The sequence below is a fragment of the Aquimarina sp. AD10 genome, from assembly GCF_003443715.1.
GTDB classification, from domain to species: domain Bacteria; phylum Bacteroidota; class Bacteroidia; order Flavobacteriales; family Flavobacteriaceae; genus Aquimarina; species Aquimarina aggregata.
Genome location: NZ_CP031965.1, coordinates 358075 through 373066 on the forward strand (window position 1 = coordinate 358075; position 14992 = coordinate 373066).

Annotated in this window: 12 protein-coding genes and 1 other RNA gene; 9 read left to right on the forward strand and 4 right to left on the reverse strand. The window is 30.8% G+C overall.

The window, feature by feature from the left end:
• Window positions 1–62 precede the first annotated feature (62 nt).
• From D1816_RS01260 to D1816_RS01285, 6 genes are all read left to right on the forward strand, one after another.
• Window positions 63–398 (forward strand): hypothetical protein, encoded by a 336-nt coding sequence (locus D1816_RS01260; protein ID WP_066311826.1) that lies wholly within the window; start codon window positions 63–65, stop codon window positions 396–398.
• 189 nt (window positions 399–587) lie between these two features.
• Window positions 588–1544, forward strand: a complete 957-nt coding sequence (locus D1816_RS01265; protein WP_118500879.1) for a type IX secretion system membrane protein PorP/SprF — start codon at window positions 588–590, stop codon at window positions 1542–1544.
• Window positions 1545–1663: 119 nt separating this feature from the next.
• A complete protein-coding gene (locus tag D1816_RS01270; protein ID WP_118500880.1) occupies window positions 1664–3637 on the forward strand; it encodes an OmpA family protein in 1974 nt (657 codons plus the stop codon).
• Window positions 3638–3826: 189 nt separating this feature from the next.
• On the forward strand, window positions 3827–4642 hold the full coding sequence (locus tag D1816_RS01275; RefSeq protein ID WP_118500881.1) for a mechanosensitive ion channel family protein: 816 nt from the start codon (window positions 3827–3829) through the stop codon (window positions 4640–4642).
• A 1705-nt stretch (window positions 4643–6347) separates the two neighbouring features.
• Window positions 6348–7007: an RNA methyltransferase gene (locus D1816_RS01280; protein ID WP_066311818.1), complete on the forward strand. Its 660-nt coding sequence runs from the start codon at window positions 6348–6350 to the stop codon at window positions 7005–7007.
• A 107-nt stretch (window positions 7008–7114) separates the two neighbouring features.
• The gene (locus tag D1816_RS01285; RefSeq protein WP_118500882.1) at window positions 7115–7480 is read left to right on the forward strand and encodes a VOC family protein; all 366 of its coding nucleotides are present in this window, start codon (window positions 7115–7117) and stop codon (window positions 7478–7480) included.
• Between the two features lie 7 nt (window positions 7481–7487).
• On the opposite strand, the gene D1816_RS01290 is transcribed toward D1816_RS01285, so the two are convergent.
• The 3 genes from D1816_RS01290 to D1816_RS01300 form a co-directional block, all read right to left on the reverse strand.
• Window positions 7488–8252 carry a carboxypeptidase-like regulatory domain-containing protein gene (locus tag D1816_RS01290; RefSeq protein WP_066311814.1) on the reverse strand — a complete coding sequence of 255 codons (765 nt, stop codon included), beginning with the start codon at window positions 8250–8252 and terminating at the stop codon, window positions 7488–7490.
• A gap of 81 nt (window positions 8253–8333) precedes the next feature.
• Entirely contained in the window at window positions 8334–10091 is a 1758-nt protein-coding gene (locus D1816_RS01295) for a DEAD/DEAH box helicase (protein WP_118500883.1), read from the reverse strand.
• A 255-nt stretch (window positions 10092–10346) separates the two neighbouring features.
• Complete coding sequence (locus D1816_RS01300; protein ID WP_118500884.1) at window positions 10347–11396, reverse strand: glutaminyl-peptide cyclotransferase; 1050 nt, start codon at window positions 11394–11396, stop codon at window positions 10347–10349.
• Between the two features lie 89 nt (window positions 11397–11485).
• Between D1816_RS01300 and ffs the strand changes: the two genes are divergently transcribed.
• From ffs to fsa, 3 genes are all read left to right on the forward strand, one after another.
• Window positions 11486–11584, forward strand: an RNA gene (gene ffs, locus D1816_RS01305) — signal recognition particle sRNA small type.
• 84 nt (window positions 11585–11668) lie between these two features.
• On the forward strand, window positions 11669–12490 hold the full coding sequence (locus D1816_RS01310) for an SDR family oxidoreductase (RefSeq protein WP_118500885.1): 822 nt from the start codon (window positions 11669–11671) through the stop codon (window positions 12488–12490).
• Window positions 12491–12617: 127 nt separating this feature from the next.
• The gene (fsa, locus tag D1816_RS01315) at window positions 12618–13271 is read left to right on the forward strand and encodes a fructose-6-phosphate aldolase (protein ID WP_118500886.1); all 654 of its coding nucleotides are present in this window, start codon (window positions 12618–12620) and stop codon (window positions 13269–13271) included.
• Between the two features lie 56 nt (window positions 13272–13327).
• Here the strand turns inward: fsa and D1816_RS01320 are convergent, their stop codons facing one another.
• Window positions 13328–14806: a hypothetical protein gene (locus D1816_RS01320; RefSeq protein WP_066311803.1), complete on the reverse strand. Its 1479-nt coding sequence runs from the start codon at window positions 14804–14806 to the stop codon at window positions 13328–13330.
• Window positions 14807–14992 lie beyond the last annotated feature (186 nt).

Below are 14992 nucleotides of genomic sequence, written 5' to 3' on the forward strand. Positions count from 1 at the left end.
GTGGCGAGCCAGCAAGAAATGAGATTTGAATAACGATAAATTTTAAAAGTAAACCAATAACTATGAATTCATATTCTTTTTCGTCAAAAAGCATAAAACCACCTCCAACTTCTAAAAATAATAATCAGCAGTTAGATACCGATAATAATAAGGAACCTAAGAAGAGTAAAAATAAATATTACGTATTGTTAATGTTGATCATAGCCCTTTTTTTAGTAGGACTCTATTTGTGTATTGCTGGTCTGTTTTTGTATAGATCCTCTAACGACAATTTGGATACCTCATATAAGAGTAATCTCACGATGTCTAGTAAACAGTATTTAAATGTCTATGAGACTAAAATAGATTTGGGAACAAAAAAAAGAAAAGATTTTTTGGTTAAAATCAATAGGTCTTAATGCATAACAACTCATCGATATAAAATCGTAACCCATGGGGTGAAATGTGTTATAGATAGATATTTGAACATATACTATAGTAACTTTTTTACATTGTTATAGAATTTAAAAAAACTTTAAAAAAAGTATTTCAAAATACTAATAAATGTAGAACTGTAGGAGTATCTAGATAATATTAAAGGAAAGCGAATGAAAAAAATACACAAAATAATTGTTACTGGACTTTTAAGCATTGTGTGTACTATGGGGTATACCCAACAAGATGCTCAATATACGCAGTATATGTACAATACAATTAGTGTTAATCCCGCATATGCAGGAAGCCGTGGTGTCATGAGTATCATGGGGCTGCATAGGAGTCAATGGGTTGGTCTTGAAGGAGCTCCGCGTTCTCAAACCCTAACACTTAATACACCTATCGGAAATAACGAAAGAGTTGGTTTAGGGTTGTCTATTGTGAATGATGAAATTGGCCCCACAGATGAAACGTATTTTGATATTGATTTTTCGTATACAATTCCGACCTCAGAAACAGGAAGGTTAAGTTTTGGTTTAAAAGCAGGAGCACATTTACTGAATATAAATCTACAAGAGTTATCTCAATTTAATCAAAATGATGCACTTTTTGAGACGAATATAGACAACAAATTTTCTCCTCAAGTGGGTATAGGTGTGTATTATCATACAAATAGGTTTTACTTTGGATTAAGTGCGCCTAATTTGTTAGAGACCAATCATTTTGATGAAAGCACAACGGTTAGTGGTAGTGATGCTGTTAGTTTTCTGGCAGAAGAAAGAATAAACTATTACTTTATAGCAGGACATGTTTTTGATATAAGTAGCGATCTAAAATTTAAACCAGCAGTATTAAGTAAGGTTGTGTTTGGTGCACCGTTACAGGTTGATGTCTCAGCAAACTTTTTAATGTATGAACGATTAACTTTAGGTGTAGCATATCGTTGGAGTGCGGCAGTGACAGGACAACTAGGTTTTCAAATTTCAGACTCAATGATGATTGGATTGGCTTATGATCGAGAAACAACAGAATTAGGAAGATCTCAATTTAATGATGGAAGTTATGAAGTTATGTTAAGATTTGAGCTATTCAAAAAATATAATAGAATGCTAACTCCTCGTTTCTTTTAACGGGACAAGAGGTTAAAATTTTCATCTTATTCAGATTAAATATTAGTATAACCAGGAATCATTTACACATCAAAAAAATTAAAATGATTTTGGGTTTTGATTAAATGTAAATTGAATATATGACAGGTTGCAAAAAACATTTTTTAGTATTAGCACTAGGACTAGTAGTTTCTTGTATGCTTTATTCTCAAGAAAAAAGACTAGAAAAGGCAAATGAAAACTTTGATCGTTATGCATTTGTCGACGCTCGAAAAATATACCTTCAAGTAGCAGAAAAAGGGTATGAATCACCAGAACTTTTTAAAAAACTCGCAGATTCATATTATTTTAATGCACAATTAGAAGCTGCAGTGCCGTGGTATGAAAAGTTGATTAACAAAAACCCTGACGAAGTAGATTCAGAATATTTGTTTCGATATTCTCAATGTTTAAAAAGTATTGGGCAATATGAAAAAGCAGATACAGTAATGGAAAAATTTAATATCCTTACTGGTAATGATCAACGAGCTCAATTTTTTATGAATACTAGGGATTATTTAAAATTTATTGAGATGCAATCTGGTAAGTTTAATCTGTCAAAATTGGATATAAACTCTAAATTTTCTGATTATGCACCAAGTTTTAACAATAGAGGGCAATTAGTATTTGCCTCGTCTCGTGGTAATCGAACCGGAATATCTAAAACCATACATGAATGGAATGAGATGCCGTTTTTAGATTTGTTTTCATCTAATATTCTTGAAGCAAATGGTGTTCTTGAAGCTCCTAAAAAGATAAAGGGAAGAATTAATACTAAGTTTCATGAATCTTCTACAGTGTTTAGTAAAGACGGTCAGACAGTCTATTTTACACGCAATAATTATACAAAAAAGAGACTAGGTTCTAATGCAGCGGGAACTATATTATTAAAGATGTATCGAGCAACATTAAAGGATAATAAATGGACTGATATAGAGGAGTTACCATTTAATAGTGATGAATATTCGGTTGCTCATCCTGCATTAACTTTAGATGGTAAAAAATTATATTTTGCTAGTGATATGGCTGATAGTAAGGGGCTTTCTGATATTTATGTGGTTAATATTAATGAAGATGGTACTTTTGGAGTTCCTAAAAACCTCGGAGATAAAATTAATACAGAAGGAAGAGAAACTTTTCCATATATAAGCGATTCAGGAAGACTTTATTTTGCCAGTGACGGACATGTAGGTCTTGGGGGCTTAGATGTATTTGTTGCTGTGCCCGAAAATGCTAACGAATTTTCAGTTCCTTATAATGTAGGAAAACCAATTAATAGTAAAGAAGATGATTTTACATTTGTTCTTAATGAAGCTACAAAAATAGGGTATTTTGCGAGTAATCGTAATGGAGGAAAAGGAAATGACGATATCTATAGCTTTAAGCAGATAGGCGAGTTAATAACAGAATGTAGACAATACGTAAAAGGTGTAATTACCGATGCAGTAACAAAAGAGGTAATACCTAATACAGAAGTTATATTAATGGATGACGCTAATAATGAGTTACAACGTATAAAGAGTGATCAAAACGGAAAATATTCCTTTAATCTAGAATGTGCCACTAACTATATAGTTAGAGCAACAAAAGATGATTATAAACCTACCGAAGTGATTTTGACAACACACAACGTGTTAGAACATGAGCATAATTTAACCCTACAACTTAGTAAAGGTGGGTTAGCAGAAAAAGAAGTTAAACCTGGTGATGATTTAGCAAAACTATTAGAACTTGAGGTTATTTACTTTGATCTTGATAAATCTTTTATTAGACCTGATGCCGAAGTAGAATTACAAAAAATTATAGCGGCTTTAAAACAGTATCCTCAACTTAAAATCGATGTAAGATCTCACACCGATAGTAGAGCAGGAGATGATTATAATTTGTTGCTAAGTCAGCGACGTGCAAAAAGTACTATTCAATATATAATTGAAAAAGGAAATATTGATAAATCACGTATAACTGGCAGGGGCTATGGAGAATCAAGTCTTGTAAATAAATGCGAAAATAATGTGCCTTGTAGCGAAAGCGAACATCAACTTAATCGACGGAGTGAATTTATTAGTATAAAATAACGGTTTTAAAAAAGGACTGTATCCAACTCCTTATTACTTGTTTTTTAATAATTTTTGTAAGTTAACGTGTTTTTAACTTTCTGAAAAGATGGTTTTTATAACTTGAAATGATAAAAACAATAATAGTCATTTTATTACAACAAGAAATATTAAAATAATTTCAATTTAATCACTAGATAATTTTTACTAATGGAAAAAGCAGAAGAATGGTTTAATTACGGTATTGAACTTGCTAAAGAATTTGGGCCCAAATTGATTACCGCAATACTGATATTTATAATTGGTTCTTGGTTGATCAAAAAATTGATTAAAACGATAGGGGGAGTAATGTCTAAGAGTAAATATGACGAATCCTTGCAAAGATTTCTTTTAAATCTTATTTCATGGGCGTTAAAAATATTTCTCATCATAATAGTTATCTCTAGATTAGGAGTTGATGTGACTACATTTGCTGCTGTAATTGCTGCTGCAGGTTTGGCCGTAGGTTTAGCACTGCAAGGATCTTTATCAAATTTTGCGGGTGGAGTACTCATTATGATATTCAGACCTTATAAAATAGGTGATCTAATAGAAGCTCAAGGTGTACTGGGTGCAGTTAAAGAAATTGAGATTTTTACTACTAAATTAATCACTCCTGAAAATAAACTTGCAATAATACCCAATGGAACATTGGCTAATGGAAATATTATTAATTATACGACAGAAGGCAAGATGCGAGTAGATATTGTTATAGGTATAGGCTATGACGAGGATATTAAACAAGCAAAAGAAGTATTATTAGAAGTACTAACATCAAATGATAAAGTTCTTAAGGATCCCGCTCCGTCGATAAATGTATTAAATTTAGGAGAGAGTTCTGTGGATCTTGCCATAAGACCGTATTGTACCCCAGAAGATTATTGGGATGTTTATTTTGCAACTACAGAACATTGTAAGATTGCTTTAGATAAGGCGGGAATAGAAATTCCTTATCCTCACGCTGTAGAAATCCAGAAAGATGCTTAATAATACAAGTGAAGAACAATTTTGTATAAGTATATTGATATCACATTAATATACTAAATGTATAACTATAGGATTAGTAGGGTAGTGGACTTATTTTAAATTAATTAAGTGTATTATAATCTGAAAAAAATAACAATTCTAAAATTAAAAAGAAGTAAAATTCAACCATTATAGCAATAAATTAGCAAGATATAAGGAAGAAAAATCCTACATTTTTAGAATATTGCAAAACCAATGAAAATTATAATCTTTTTTATAAGTAGTTGTTTTTTAGACGTTTATTTGTTTTTGAAACGAATTTTTATTTTCTGAAATATGTTTAAAACTACCATGTTGATGGATTATTACATTTTTTTACGGTAAAACCATAGTAATTATGTGGTTGCAAAATATGATGATCTAACAAATTGTGATTATATTTAAGTATTGTTTTTAACTAAGAATATAAAGTCATAATTGATTAGAATATAAATAGTTTTTCCTCACCCCATTATTTGTATTCTTAATTGTAGATAATTTGAGTCATTTTTTATAAAATGATTATTGAATTGTAGGTTATAAGTTTTCAATAATTAATAACTTATAATATATGAAAGGTAAAGTACTTTATATTGTACTTAATCAGGGTAAAATAAAATATTAAAAAGCTTATTGTTACTTATTTTTAAGAATCAAAAGAGCTTTAAAAACAACCCCGCTATTTGTGAAACTTTGGCGAGCCAACAAAAGCAGGGTCTGAATAACGATTAATTTAAAAAAATTAACCATCATGTTTGGGATATTACTTATAGTGTATATAAGATGTCAATTATATTTTGATAAAATCTCTCTTTACTTTAAAGAAAACGATTTTAATTTCTATCACATTTTAATATATGTGAAATATAGGAATTCTTCCGCTTTTTTACGGTCGTGCCGTAAGTTTTTTAGCAATTTCTTAACAAGTTTTTTAATCAGTCCGTTATCGATAATATTTCGTCGTATGGGTGTGATTGATCTTAACATGTTGATTAATAATTATGTAATGATGTTTTTAAGTTTTTACTTCAAAAATACGTTACCAAGCTATAGATCAAATTAATTTTTCTATAACATTATTAAACTAATAAGTTATTTGAAACTAGAATATGATTAACTAATAAAAAAAACAAATAAAAAAAATTAGTAGAACGTATATAAAGAAGCATTTTGACGATGTGTTTACATTAAAACCTCCTGTTTTTAGGGGTAATTTCAGGAGGTTTTTAAACTACTAATTCATTAAAATATACAGCTGTTTTTCTTTTTAGAAAAAGGCTATAAAGAAGCATTTTGACGATGTGTTTACTTTAAACCTCCCGGCGTTAGGGGTAATTTCGGGGGGTTTTACTTAAAAAGAATGAAAATAAGAAAATATACGGCCGTTTTCTTTTTAGAAAAAGGCTATAAAGAAGCATTTTGACGATGTGTTTACTTTAGACCTCCCGGTGTTAGGGGTAATTTCGGGGGGTTTTTTTTAAAACTAGTGTCAAATGTCATTTATTTACAACTATAGTAGATGACATAAAATTATCTTTTGAGTGTTTTTTTTAATTCAATGTAGATTTAGGTAAAACTGCCTGTTTTTCGGGCAGTTTTTTATTTACCTAATATATAAGACTTGTAACTTAAAATTTCCCATAACTTAGGTTTATTGAAATAGTAGCTATTTGTTTATTTTAGCACTATGACAGATTTAAAACTTCTTGAATATTTAGAATCATTTTTAACACCACGTAGACTTGGATTGTATAGTAAAGTATTAAATAAGCGTACAAACCATTTTACAGTGGCTGTAGAAGATGTTTACCAATTGCATAACACTAGTGCGGTTATTCGTAGTTGCGATGTTTTTGGAATCCAAAACATTCATGTGATAGAGGAGATTAATGTTAAGAGAATTGATAGAGAAATTGCTATGGGTGCTCAAAAATGGGTAGATATTAACAGATATCCAACTACAAAAGAATGCCTTAAAACTTTAAAGGATAAAGGGTATCAGGTGGTCGCAACAACTCCGCATGATGACTCTGTAGTGCTTTCAGAATTTGATATCACAAAGCCATCTGTTTTTTTCTTTGGAAGAGAATTACAAGGACTTAGTGATGCGGTACTTGAAGCTGCAGATGTCAAACTTCATATACCAATGGTTGGTTTTACCGAAAGCCTTAATATTTCTGTTTCTGCTGCTATTGTGCTTCAACATGTGACATCTTTATTAAGAAAATCAGAAATCAATTGGCAATTGTCTGATGCAGAAAAATTACAAAAGCGTATGGAATGGACTAAGAAAATTATCAAAAGTCATGAGCAAATTATAGCTAGATATCATGAAGAAAATTCATGAAATTTCAGGTTTAAATAACTTATAGTATTTAGTAGTTGGTTAATATGTATTTATGATATAAAAATATTCAGTAAATTGTTTTTGTCTAATCTTTAAAACATAATCAAATGGTTGCATGGTTTGAAATTCCTGTTATGGATATGAATAGAGCTAAAAGTTTTTATGAGAAAGTTTTTGATATAGAAATTGGGTTACATAAAATGGAAGGTATTCAAATGGGGTGGTTTCCGAATAAAAATGAAGCAGGAGTAGCTACAGGTTCTTTAATCTATGCTGGCGATCACTATAAACCAAGTACTGATGGGGTCTTAATTTATTTTTCTTGTGAAGATGTAGCAAACGAAATAGGAAAGGTTACAGAGGCTGGAGGAAAAGTAATATCAGAAAAGGAACTTATTTCTGAAGAACATGGTTATATGGCTTATTTTATAGATTCTGAAGGTAACAGAATCGCATTGCACTCCTCAAAATAACACTTGTTTATTTTCTGTCTAAAATTTTGTACTCCTCATAACATTCGCTAATCGCATCTAAAATTTGTAGATCATTGGCAAATTTAATGAAGTCTACAGAGTAGTTACAATTTCTTAGGATTTCATCTATATCCAAACGTTCTACTTGTAATAGGGCCATAAGGGTCTCACGATCGAACTTAGTTTCAAGAAGATTTCTTATTTCATCATCTTTTTTCATTTTCCTAAGTTTTCTAAGTTCCTTAGACCTTTTACTGAATATATTATATAAAAAATCGGCAGGATTAAATATTGCACCCAATACCTTGTTTACCGCATTTGGCTGTTTACTACCACCTTCATATCCAGAATTTAGACCAGAAATACTATATCTGTAATTGTTATATATAGGTATTCTTTTGGCGTCTATTTCTAGATAACCGGTTAATTGAACATCCGCAACAACGACTTCTTCAAGAGCGATACCTAACTCTGTCATTTTGATTTTTACATCACCAAATTTAATCCAGTCGTTAGTAACTCTAACACGCAAAGGTTTGTAGCCTATATAAGAGAAATATAATGTATCATTTACTTTAGCTGGAATAGAAAAATCTCCATCATTGTTAGTTATAGTACCAATAACTTGACTTAAGTTAACGATGTGTACATTTTCAAGTTTCTTGTCAGTAGAGGCATTTAATACTTTTCCTGACACATTTCCAGATGTATCTTCCTGGGCATAAAAACTTATGCTGCTAATAACTAATATGTAAAATAATATTTTTCTCATATAATATAGGACGTTCAATTACATATAAGATAACATAAAAATCACGCCAAAAATCATATTACTATGTTAATGTGATTAAATTTATCTTCGATCACTGCGTTTTCTTCTGTCTCTTCTTTGATTATCACCACTTTGACTATCACCACCAAAACGTTTTTTACCTTTTGGTTTAAAACCATCACTTCTTCGTTTTCCTTTGTAACCTCCACCATCATTATCTCTACGACGTCTTCCACCACGTCGACCAGAATCTTTAGAAACTTCTACATTTACTTTTCTGCCATCCATCTTGAAATCTTCAAAAATAGATAGAACAGTTTCTTGTTGTTCTGAACTTGTATTAAAGAAAGAGAAATTTTCTTTGACATCTACACGACTTAAAGCATCGCGACCTAACCCTAGAGTTTCTTTAAGAAAATCTTTAAGAGTCATCCAATCAAAACCATCTTTTTCTCCAACATTTATAAAATAACGTGTGCTTCCATCACCACTTCTAGATTCTCTATCTCTGTCATTAACAACATTTAAATCTCTAGACTTTTTATAGTAATTATGGAAACGAGAAAATTCTACAGAGAAGAACTTTTTTATTAACTCTTCTTTAGAAAACTCTTCTAAAACTTCATTTATAGAAGGAAGGTAACTATCAATTTCATGGTTTATTTCTGCTTTACCGATATCACTTGCAAGGTGAAATAGTTGCACTTGGCATATTTCTTCTCCACTTGGAATTTCTTTTTTCTCGAAACTCTTTTTTATAATACGTTCTACAGATTTGATTTTTCTAATTTCACTTTTAGAAACAATTACCATAGAAACACCGCTTTTACCAGCACGTCCAGTTCTTCCACTTCTATGAGTGTATGTTTCTATTTCGTCAGGTAATTGATAATTAATAACATGCGTTACATCATCAACATCAATTCCTCTTGCTGCAACATCTGTAGCAACTAACATTTGAATTTGACGATTTCTAAAACTTTTCATAACCAGATCTCGCTGATTCTGACTTAGATCACCATGAAGTGCTGCAGCATTATATCCATCTACAATAAGATTCTCGGCAACTTTTTGGGTATCGCGTTTCGTTCTACAAAACACAACAGAAAAGATGTCAGGATTTGCATCTGCAAGACGTTTTAAGGCAGCATAACGATCTCTAGAGTTAACTACATAATATTCGTGAGATACATTCTTAGATCCGGTATTTTTATGACCAACTGTAATTTCTACAGGATCATGCATAAAACGTTTAGCTATTGTAGATACTTCTCTGGGCATTGTGGCAGAAAATAACCAAGTACTTTTATCATCTGGGGTATGAGATAAAATAGCATTAATATCTTCATAAAATCCCATGTTAAGCATTTCATCTGCTTCATCAAGAATACAATAACCGATATTACTAATATCAACCAATTTACGATTGATCATATCTTGCATACGCCCAGGAGTAGCAACTACTATTTGGGCTCCACGTTTGATTTGTTTAGCCTGATCAGTAATACTAGCACCACCATAAATAGCTACAGTATTAAGTCCTGGAACAAATTTAGAGTAGTTTTTAAGTTCGTTTGTAATTTGTAAACAAAGTTCACGAGTAGGAGATAAAATCAATCCTTGTGTGATTCTGCTTTTACTATCTATTTTTTCAATTAATGGAAAACCAAAAGCAGCTGTTTTTCCTGTTCCGGTTTGCGCAAGAGCTACAATATCTGTATCTTGATCAAGTAAAATAGGAATTGCCTTTTCTTGCACCTCACTTGGGGTCTCAAACCCCATATCATTCACCGCCTTTATTATGGCTTCACCTAGGCCTAACTCTTCAAATTTGTTCATATAGCTAAAAATAAGCCGCAAAGGTACGGTTTATTATTTGTCTATTACAATAACGAGATACTTATTATAGTGTTGCATAATAAAAGTTTAGTTTCTTGTGTTGAGAAACAAAAAGATAGAGTGGTAGGGTTTAAATAGCGTGTTTTAGAATCAGATGTTATAAGTATATACTGTTTTATGCTTTTGCTTAACTAATAACCTTCGATAAGTTAAGAATACAAAATAAAACCTCTTTTTTAAATGTGAATTTTGATATTATTTAATGATTTCGATTTCAAAAAGTTTATCCCAATTTTTACCAGTCACAAATAGTTGTTTGGTTTCTGGTTTGTAAGCTATACCGTTTAAAACATCTAACTCTGGATGTTCTTTCACTTTTTTTCGTAATCCTGATAAATCAATAACAGCTTCTAAAGCTCCATTTTTAGGGTTAATAATTGCAATACCATCTTTTTGCCAAGTATTAGCGTATATTTTACCTTCAATCCATTCTAATTCATTAAACCTTGATTTTACACCTTTATTCGTTGTAACTTCAATGTATTCTTTTTCAGCTAGTGTTTGAGCGTCTAGAATCCATATTTTTTTTGTGCCATCGCTTTTGTAAATACGATTTCCATCATTACATAATCCCCATCCTTCTTTACTTTTGTTAAATGCAAAATCCCCAGTCTTTTTGAGAGTTGAAAGATCATAAATAAAACCTAGTTCTGATTGCCAGGTAAGTTGAAAAATTTTATCGTTTAAAATAGTGATACCTTCTGCAAAGTAAGAAGCATCGATATCTTTTTTCACCAATACTTCTCCTGTTTTATAGTTTACTTTTCTTAAAGATGAGACTCCTTTTTTTCCTGTACTTTCATATAATGTATCTCCAGAAAATTCTAATCCTTGTGTAAAAGCTTTTGGGTCGTGTGGATATTCGGCTATGATCTTGTACGTATATAGTTTTGGAGATTTATTATTAAGGAAAGTAAGTTTTTTGGTTATAGTATCGATCTTTCCTTTATAAAATACATGCGCTTTTAAAATATGAGTACCTAATTTTTCAGTATCAATTTCTTCAGTATAGGTAAATCCTTCTTTCGATTTTACTTTTTTGTCATTAAATAGATAGGTTACCGAGTCAATTTCTATGTTTTGGGCATTTTTTATAGACGCTTTTACAGTCTCGCCTAGTTTAAAAATGACTTGATTATTCTCTGTAAGAATAGAAAAATACTTTTTTTTCTTATTCTGATTACTTCCACAAGAAAAAAAGAATAAACTTAATATAATGACGACGAATGAGTTACGGATGTTCATTGTAATGGTTAAATTTTAGACCAAGATATTTATTTTAATTGGGTTTAAAAAATCATTGTTTTATCTATTAAAGATCGTATCTTTGCACCCGGCAAGTCCTACACAACTAGCTCCTGTTGAATCCTCCAGGGCGGGAACGCAGCAAAGGTAGACGGTTGTAGCGGTGTGATGTAGGTAGCTTGCCTTTTTTTGTGCCTTGTTGTTAACAAAAATAAATTTCATTTCTTCTTTATAGTTGTCAGTTTTTTAATCCTAGTTGTATATTTGTCACCATGAGTATAGACAAAAATTCTACTGTTGTTTTAATTACAGGTGGTTCTTCAGGAATAGGAAAATCAATAGGTACATATCTCGTAGATAAAGGATTTATTGTTTACGGCACAAGTCGTAACCCTTCTAGATATTCCGATTTTAATATGTTTCCGTTATTATCATTAGATGTAGCAGATGTTGATAGCATTAAAGGAGCCGTTGATAGCATTGTTAAAAAACATGGTAGATTAGATGTTTTAATTAATAACGCTGGTGCAGGCATTACAGGGCCTATTGAAGAAATACCAGAAAACGAGATTTTGAAAAATTTTACTACAAATTATTTCGGACCTATTAATGTTACTAAAGCTGTTTTACCTGTAATGCGAGAGAATAAAAAGGGCTTAGTCATAAATATTACCTCAATTGCCGGATATATGGGATTGCCATATCGCGGAATTTATAGCGCTTCTAAAGCTGCACTAGAAATTACAACAGAAGCATGGCGTATGGAATTGAAAAAGTTTAATATTGATATGACAAATATCGCTCCGGGAGATTTTGCCACGAATATAGCGGCTGGTCGATATCATGCACCGGTAATTAAGGACTCTCCATATGAAAAACCATATGGTGATACCTTAAAATTGATGGATGATCATGTGGATTTAGGAAATGATCCTTTAGAAATGGCAAAAGTGGTTTATAAAGTTATATGTGCTAAAAAACCTAAAGTGCATTATAAAGTAGGTGCGTTTATGCAAAAATTTTCTATAGTTCTAAAACGTGTTCTACCAGATACGATGTATGAACGATTATTAATGAATCATTACAAATTATGATATAAATTGTTGTTAATACTAACAATCAAAAAAAAATGAAGAGTATTTAACAGCCCAAGAGTGTATACAAGACGAATATTTTTATATTCGCATTCTTTTAGAAAACTATTAAATTAAACACAACAACATGAAATTTTTTATTGATACCGCTAACCTTGATCAAATTAAAGAAGCGCAGGATCTGGGAGTCCTTGATGGAGTGACAACTAATCCTTCATTAATGGCAAAAGAAGGAATTACTGGTGCAGATAATATTATTAATCATTACAAGAAGATTTGTGATATTGTTACAGGTGATGTAAGTGCAGAAGTTATTGCAACGGATTATGAAGGAATTATTAAAGAAGGGGAGCAGTTAGCAAAACTTCATGATCAAATCATAGTAAAAGTTCCTATGATTAAAGATGGAGTAAAAGCAATCAAATACTTTAGTGATAAAGGAATCAAAACTAACTGTACTTTAGTTTTTTCTGCCGGGCAAGCATTATTAGCAGCTAAAGCAGGAGCTACTTATGTATCTCCTTTTATAGGAAGGTTAGACGATATTTCTACAGATGGGTTAAATCTTATAGCAGAAATTAGATTGATTTACAATAATTACGGGTTTAATACTCAGATTTTGGCAGCTTCAGTAAGACATACAATGCACGTGATTGATTGTGCAAAAATTGGCGCAGATGTAATGACTGGTCCTCTTTCATCGATTGAAGGATTATTAAAACATCCACTTACAGATATAGGATTAGCAAAATTCCTTGCTGATTATAAAAAAGGAAATTAATTAGATAACTACTTATTACTTATTGGAGGTTATTAAGTATACCAACATTAAAAAAGCTACTTTCTATTTGAAGCGTAGCTTTTTTTGGCTTCAATAGTAGATAAACGGGTGGTATATTTTATCAATTGCTTTTCAAAAATAGAAGAAAATAAATTAGCATTTGAATTGATTATATTTCCGTAATTATCTACTAGAATCACTTTATTTCTATTAAAAATTACAAGTTCTTGCGAAGAGCACTTAGGATATTTAAATTCATATTCTTTACCAAGGTTATAATGATTACGCTTAATAGTTTTTAACCAATTTTTTGTTTGCTCATCATCTGTGTTTATAGCTATAAAATCAATATCTGGATATAAAGAACTAAGATAAGAAGCTTTTTTATGAGCTCTTGTATAATGATCCTTTCTATCCATCGACCAAAAATAAAGAGCCGTAATAGGTTTGCTAAATAAGGACGATAATTTTATAATTTCACCGTTTGAAGCAATAAGTTCTTGCTCTGGTAAAGAACGATTAGGCCTCAGTCTTGAAATAGATCGAGCAAGTTTCCTTAACTCTTGTTGTGAATCTTTATTAGTACTTACAGATAAGTAATGACGCAGCACTGTATTCGAATCTTTATTGTTTTTACTTCTTAATAAAAAGTTAGTGGTTACCCGTCGTAATAAGTTGTCCTTTATATAGGGATGTTGCACTATACTATCTATAAGATTTAATTTATGAGTAACATTTCCAACGCGTCCTCGATATGTAATTTTAGTGCTATTAGAATATTCGGTAAGAGAAGAGTTAGTAAAGTAGTAATTAAGATACCTATTGTAAGAAAACAAATGCTTTAATTGTTCATCATTAAAATTAATGCTATTTCTGTAATTAAAAAAAGTTCGAGGTAGATCCTTTGTCGCGTCTAAGCCTCCAATACCATATCTGTTATGAAAATATAATTCATGTCTTGTATAATAATCAAAAACAATACATGCTTGAGCTACTTTTTTTGCCAAAGGCGTAAAATGATATTTATCTATAAACTGATCAAAAGCTTTTAATTTAGAAGAAAGTAAAGAGTCCTGGTTTTTTTGAAAATAAGAAGGTGCTAATTGAAGTTCAGATTTCTTTAATCTTTCACGTTCCATCTCATTTTGTAAATACATCTCTACAAGGAAATTATTTTTTCTAGCCCCGTCACCAGTAAAAACAAGAGATTCATCAAATTCGATAGTGTTAAGACGAACTAAAATACTATCACCTTTTTCTAATAAAACAATTTGATTTTCTGGCTTATGCTGAAAGAAATAAAGTCCTTCTTCTAGATTTTCAATTTTGTGTAAAAACCTATTGTTTTTATCTAAAGGAATGGTGTCAATTAGACCGTTATCTTTTGATAATATTACATAATTGGTGTTTGGATTTACAATTTCCCCTCCAAAATAAGTGTAACTCCTCTCATTTTTTTCTGGAGAACTACAACTACTTAAGCAATAGGATATCAAAGAAACCTTTGCAAGATATAATATTAAAGAAAAACGCATTTTGGGAGCTATAATTAACTTACAATTTTTCCAAAAGTAAAAGGAAACGAGTTTTACAATTGTTAATGCTACGTTAATTCTTTAATTATTAGCATATTATTTAGAATTAATATTCTTAATACATGAATAATTTCTACAGAATAAAAAGTTAGGTTTGCCCACCATTAAATTAATGATAGATTGTTT

What these genes read in the sequence shown, in the direction of transcription:
- D1816_RS01260 (WP_066311826.1), top strand. Translation starts at nt 63, where the DNA reads ATGAATTCATATTCTTTTTCGTCAAAAAGCATAAAACCACCTCCAACT.
- D1816_RS01300 (WP_118500884.1), bottom strand. Translation starts at nt 11,396, where the DNA reads ATGAACATCCGTAACTCATTCGTCGTCATTATATTAAGTTTATTCTTT.
- fsa (WP_118500886.1), top strand. Translation starts at nt 12,618, where the DNA reads ATGAAATTTTTTATTGATACCGCTAACCTTGATCAAATTAAAGAAGCG.
- D1816_RS01285 (WP_118500882.1), top strand. Translation starts at nt 7,115, where the DNA reads ATGGTTGCATGGTTTGAAATTCCTGTTATGGATATGAATAGAGCTAAA.
- D1816_RS01265 (WP_118500879.1), top strand. Translation starts at nt 588, where the DNA reads ATGAAAAAAATACACAAAATAATTGTTACTGGACTTTTAAGCATTGTG.
- D1816_RS01290 (WP_066311814.1), bottom strand. Translation starts at nt 8,252, where the DNA reads ATGAGAAAAATATTATTTTACATATTAGTTATTAGCAGCATAAGTTTT.
- D1816_RS01270 (WP_118500880.1), top strand. Translation starts at nt 1,664, where the DNA reads ATGACAGGTTGCAAAAAACATTTTTTAGTATTAGCACTAGGACTAGTA.
- D1816_RS01280 (WP_066311818.1), top strand. Translation starts at nt 6,348, where the DNA reads ATGACAGATTTAAAACTTCTTGAATATTTAGAATCATTTTTAACACCA.
- D1816_RS01310 (WP_118500885.1), top strand. Translation starts at nt 11,669, where the DNA reads ATGAGTATAGACAAAAATTCTACTGTTGTTTTAATTACAGGTGGTTCT.
- D1816_RS01275 (WP_118500881.1), top strand. Translation starts at nt 3,827, where the DNA reads ATGGAAAAAGCAGAAGAATGGTTTAATTACGGTATTGAACTTGCTAAA.
- D1816_RS01320 (WP_066311803.1), bottom strand. Translation starts at nt 14,806, where the DNA reads ATGCGTTTTTCTTTAATATTATATCTTGCAAAGGTTTCTTTGATATCC.
- D1816_RS01295 (WP_118500883.1), bottom strand. Translation starts at nt 10,091, where the DNA reads ATGAACAAATTTGAAGAGTTAGGCCTAGGTGAAGCCATAATAAAGGCG.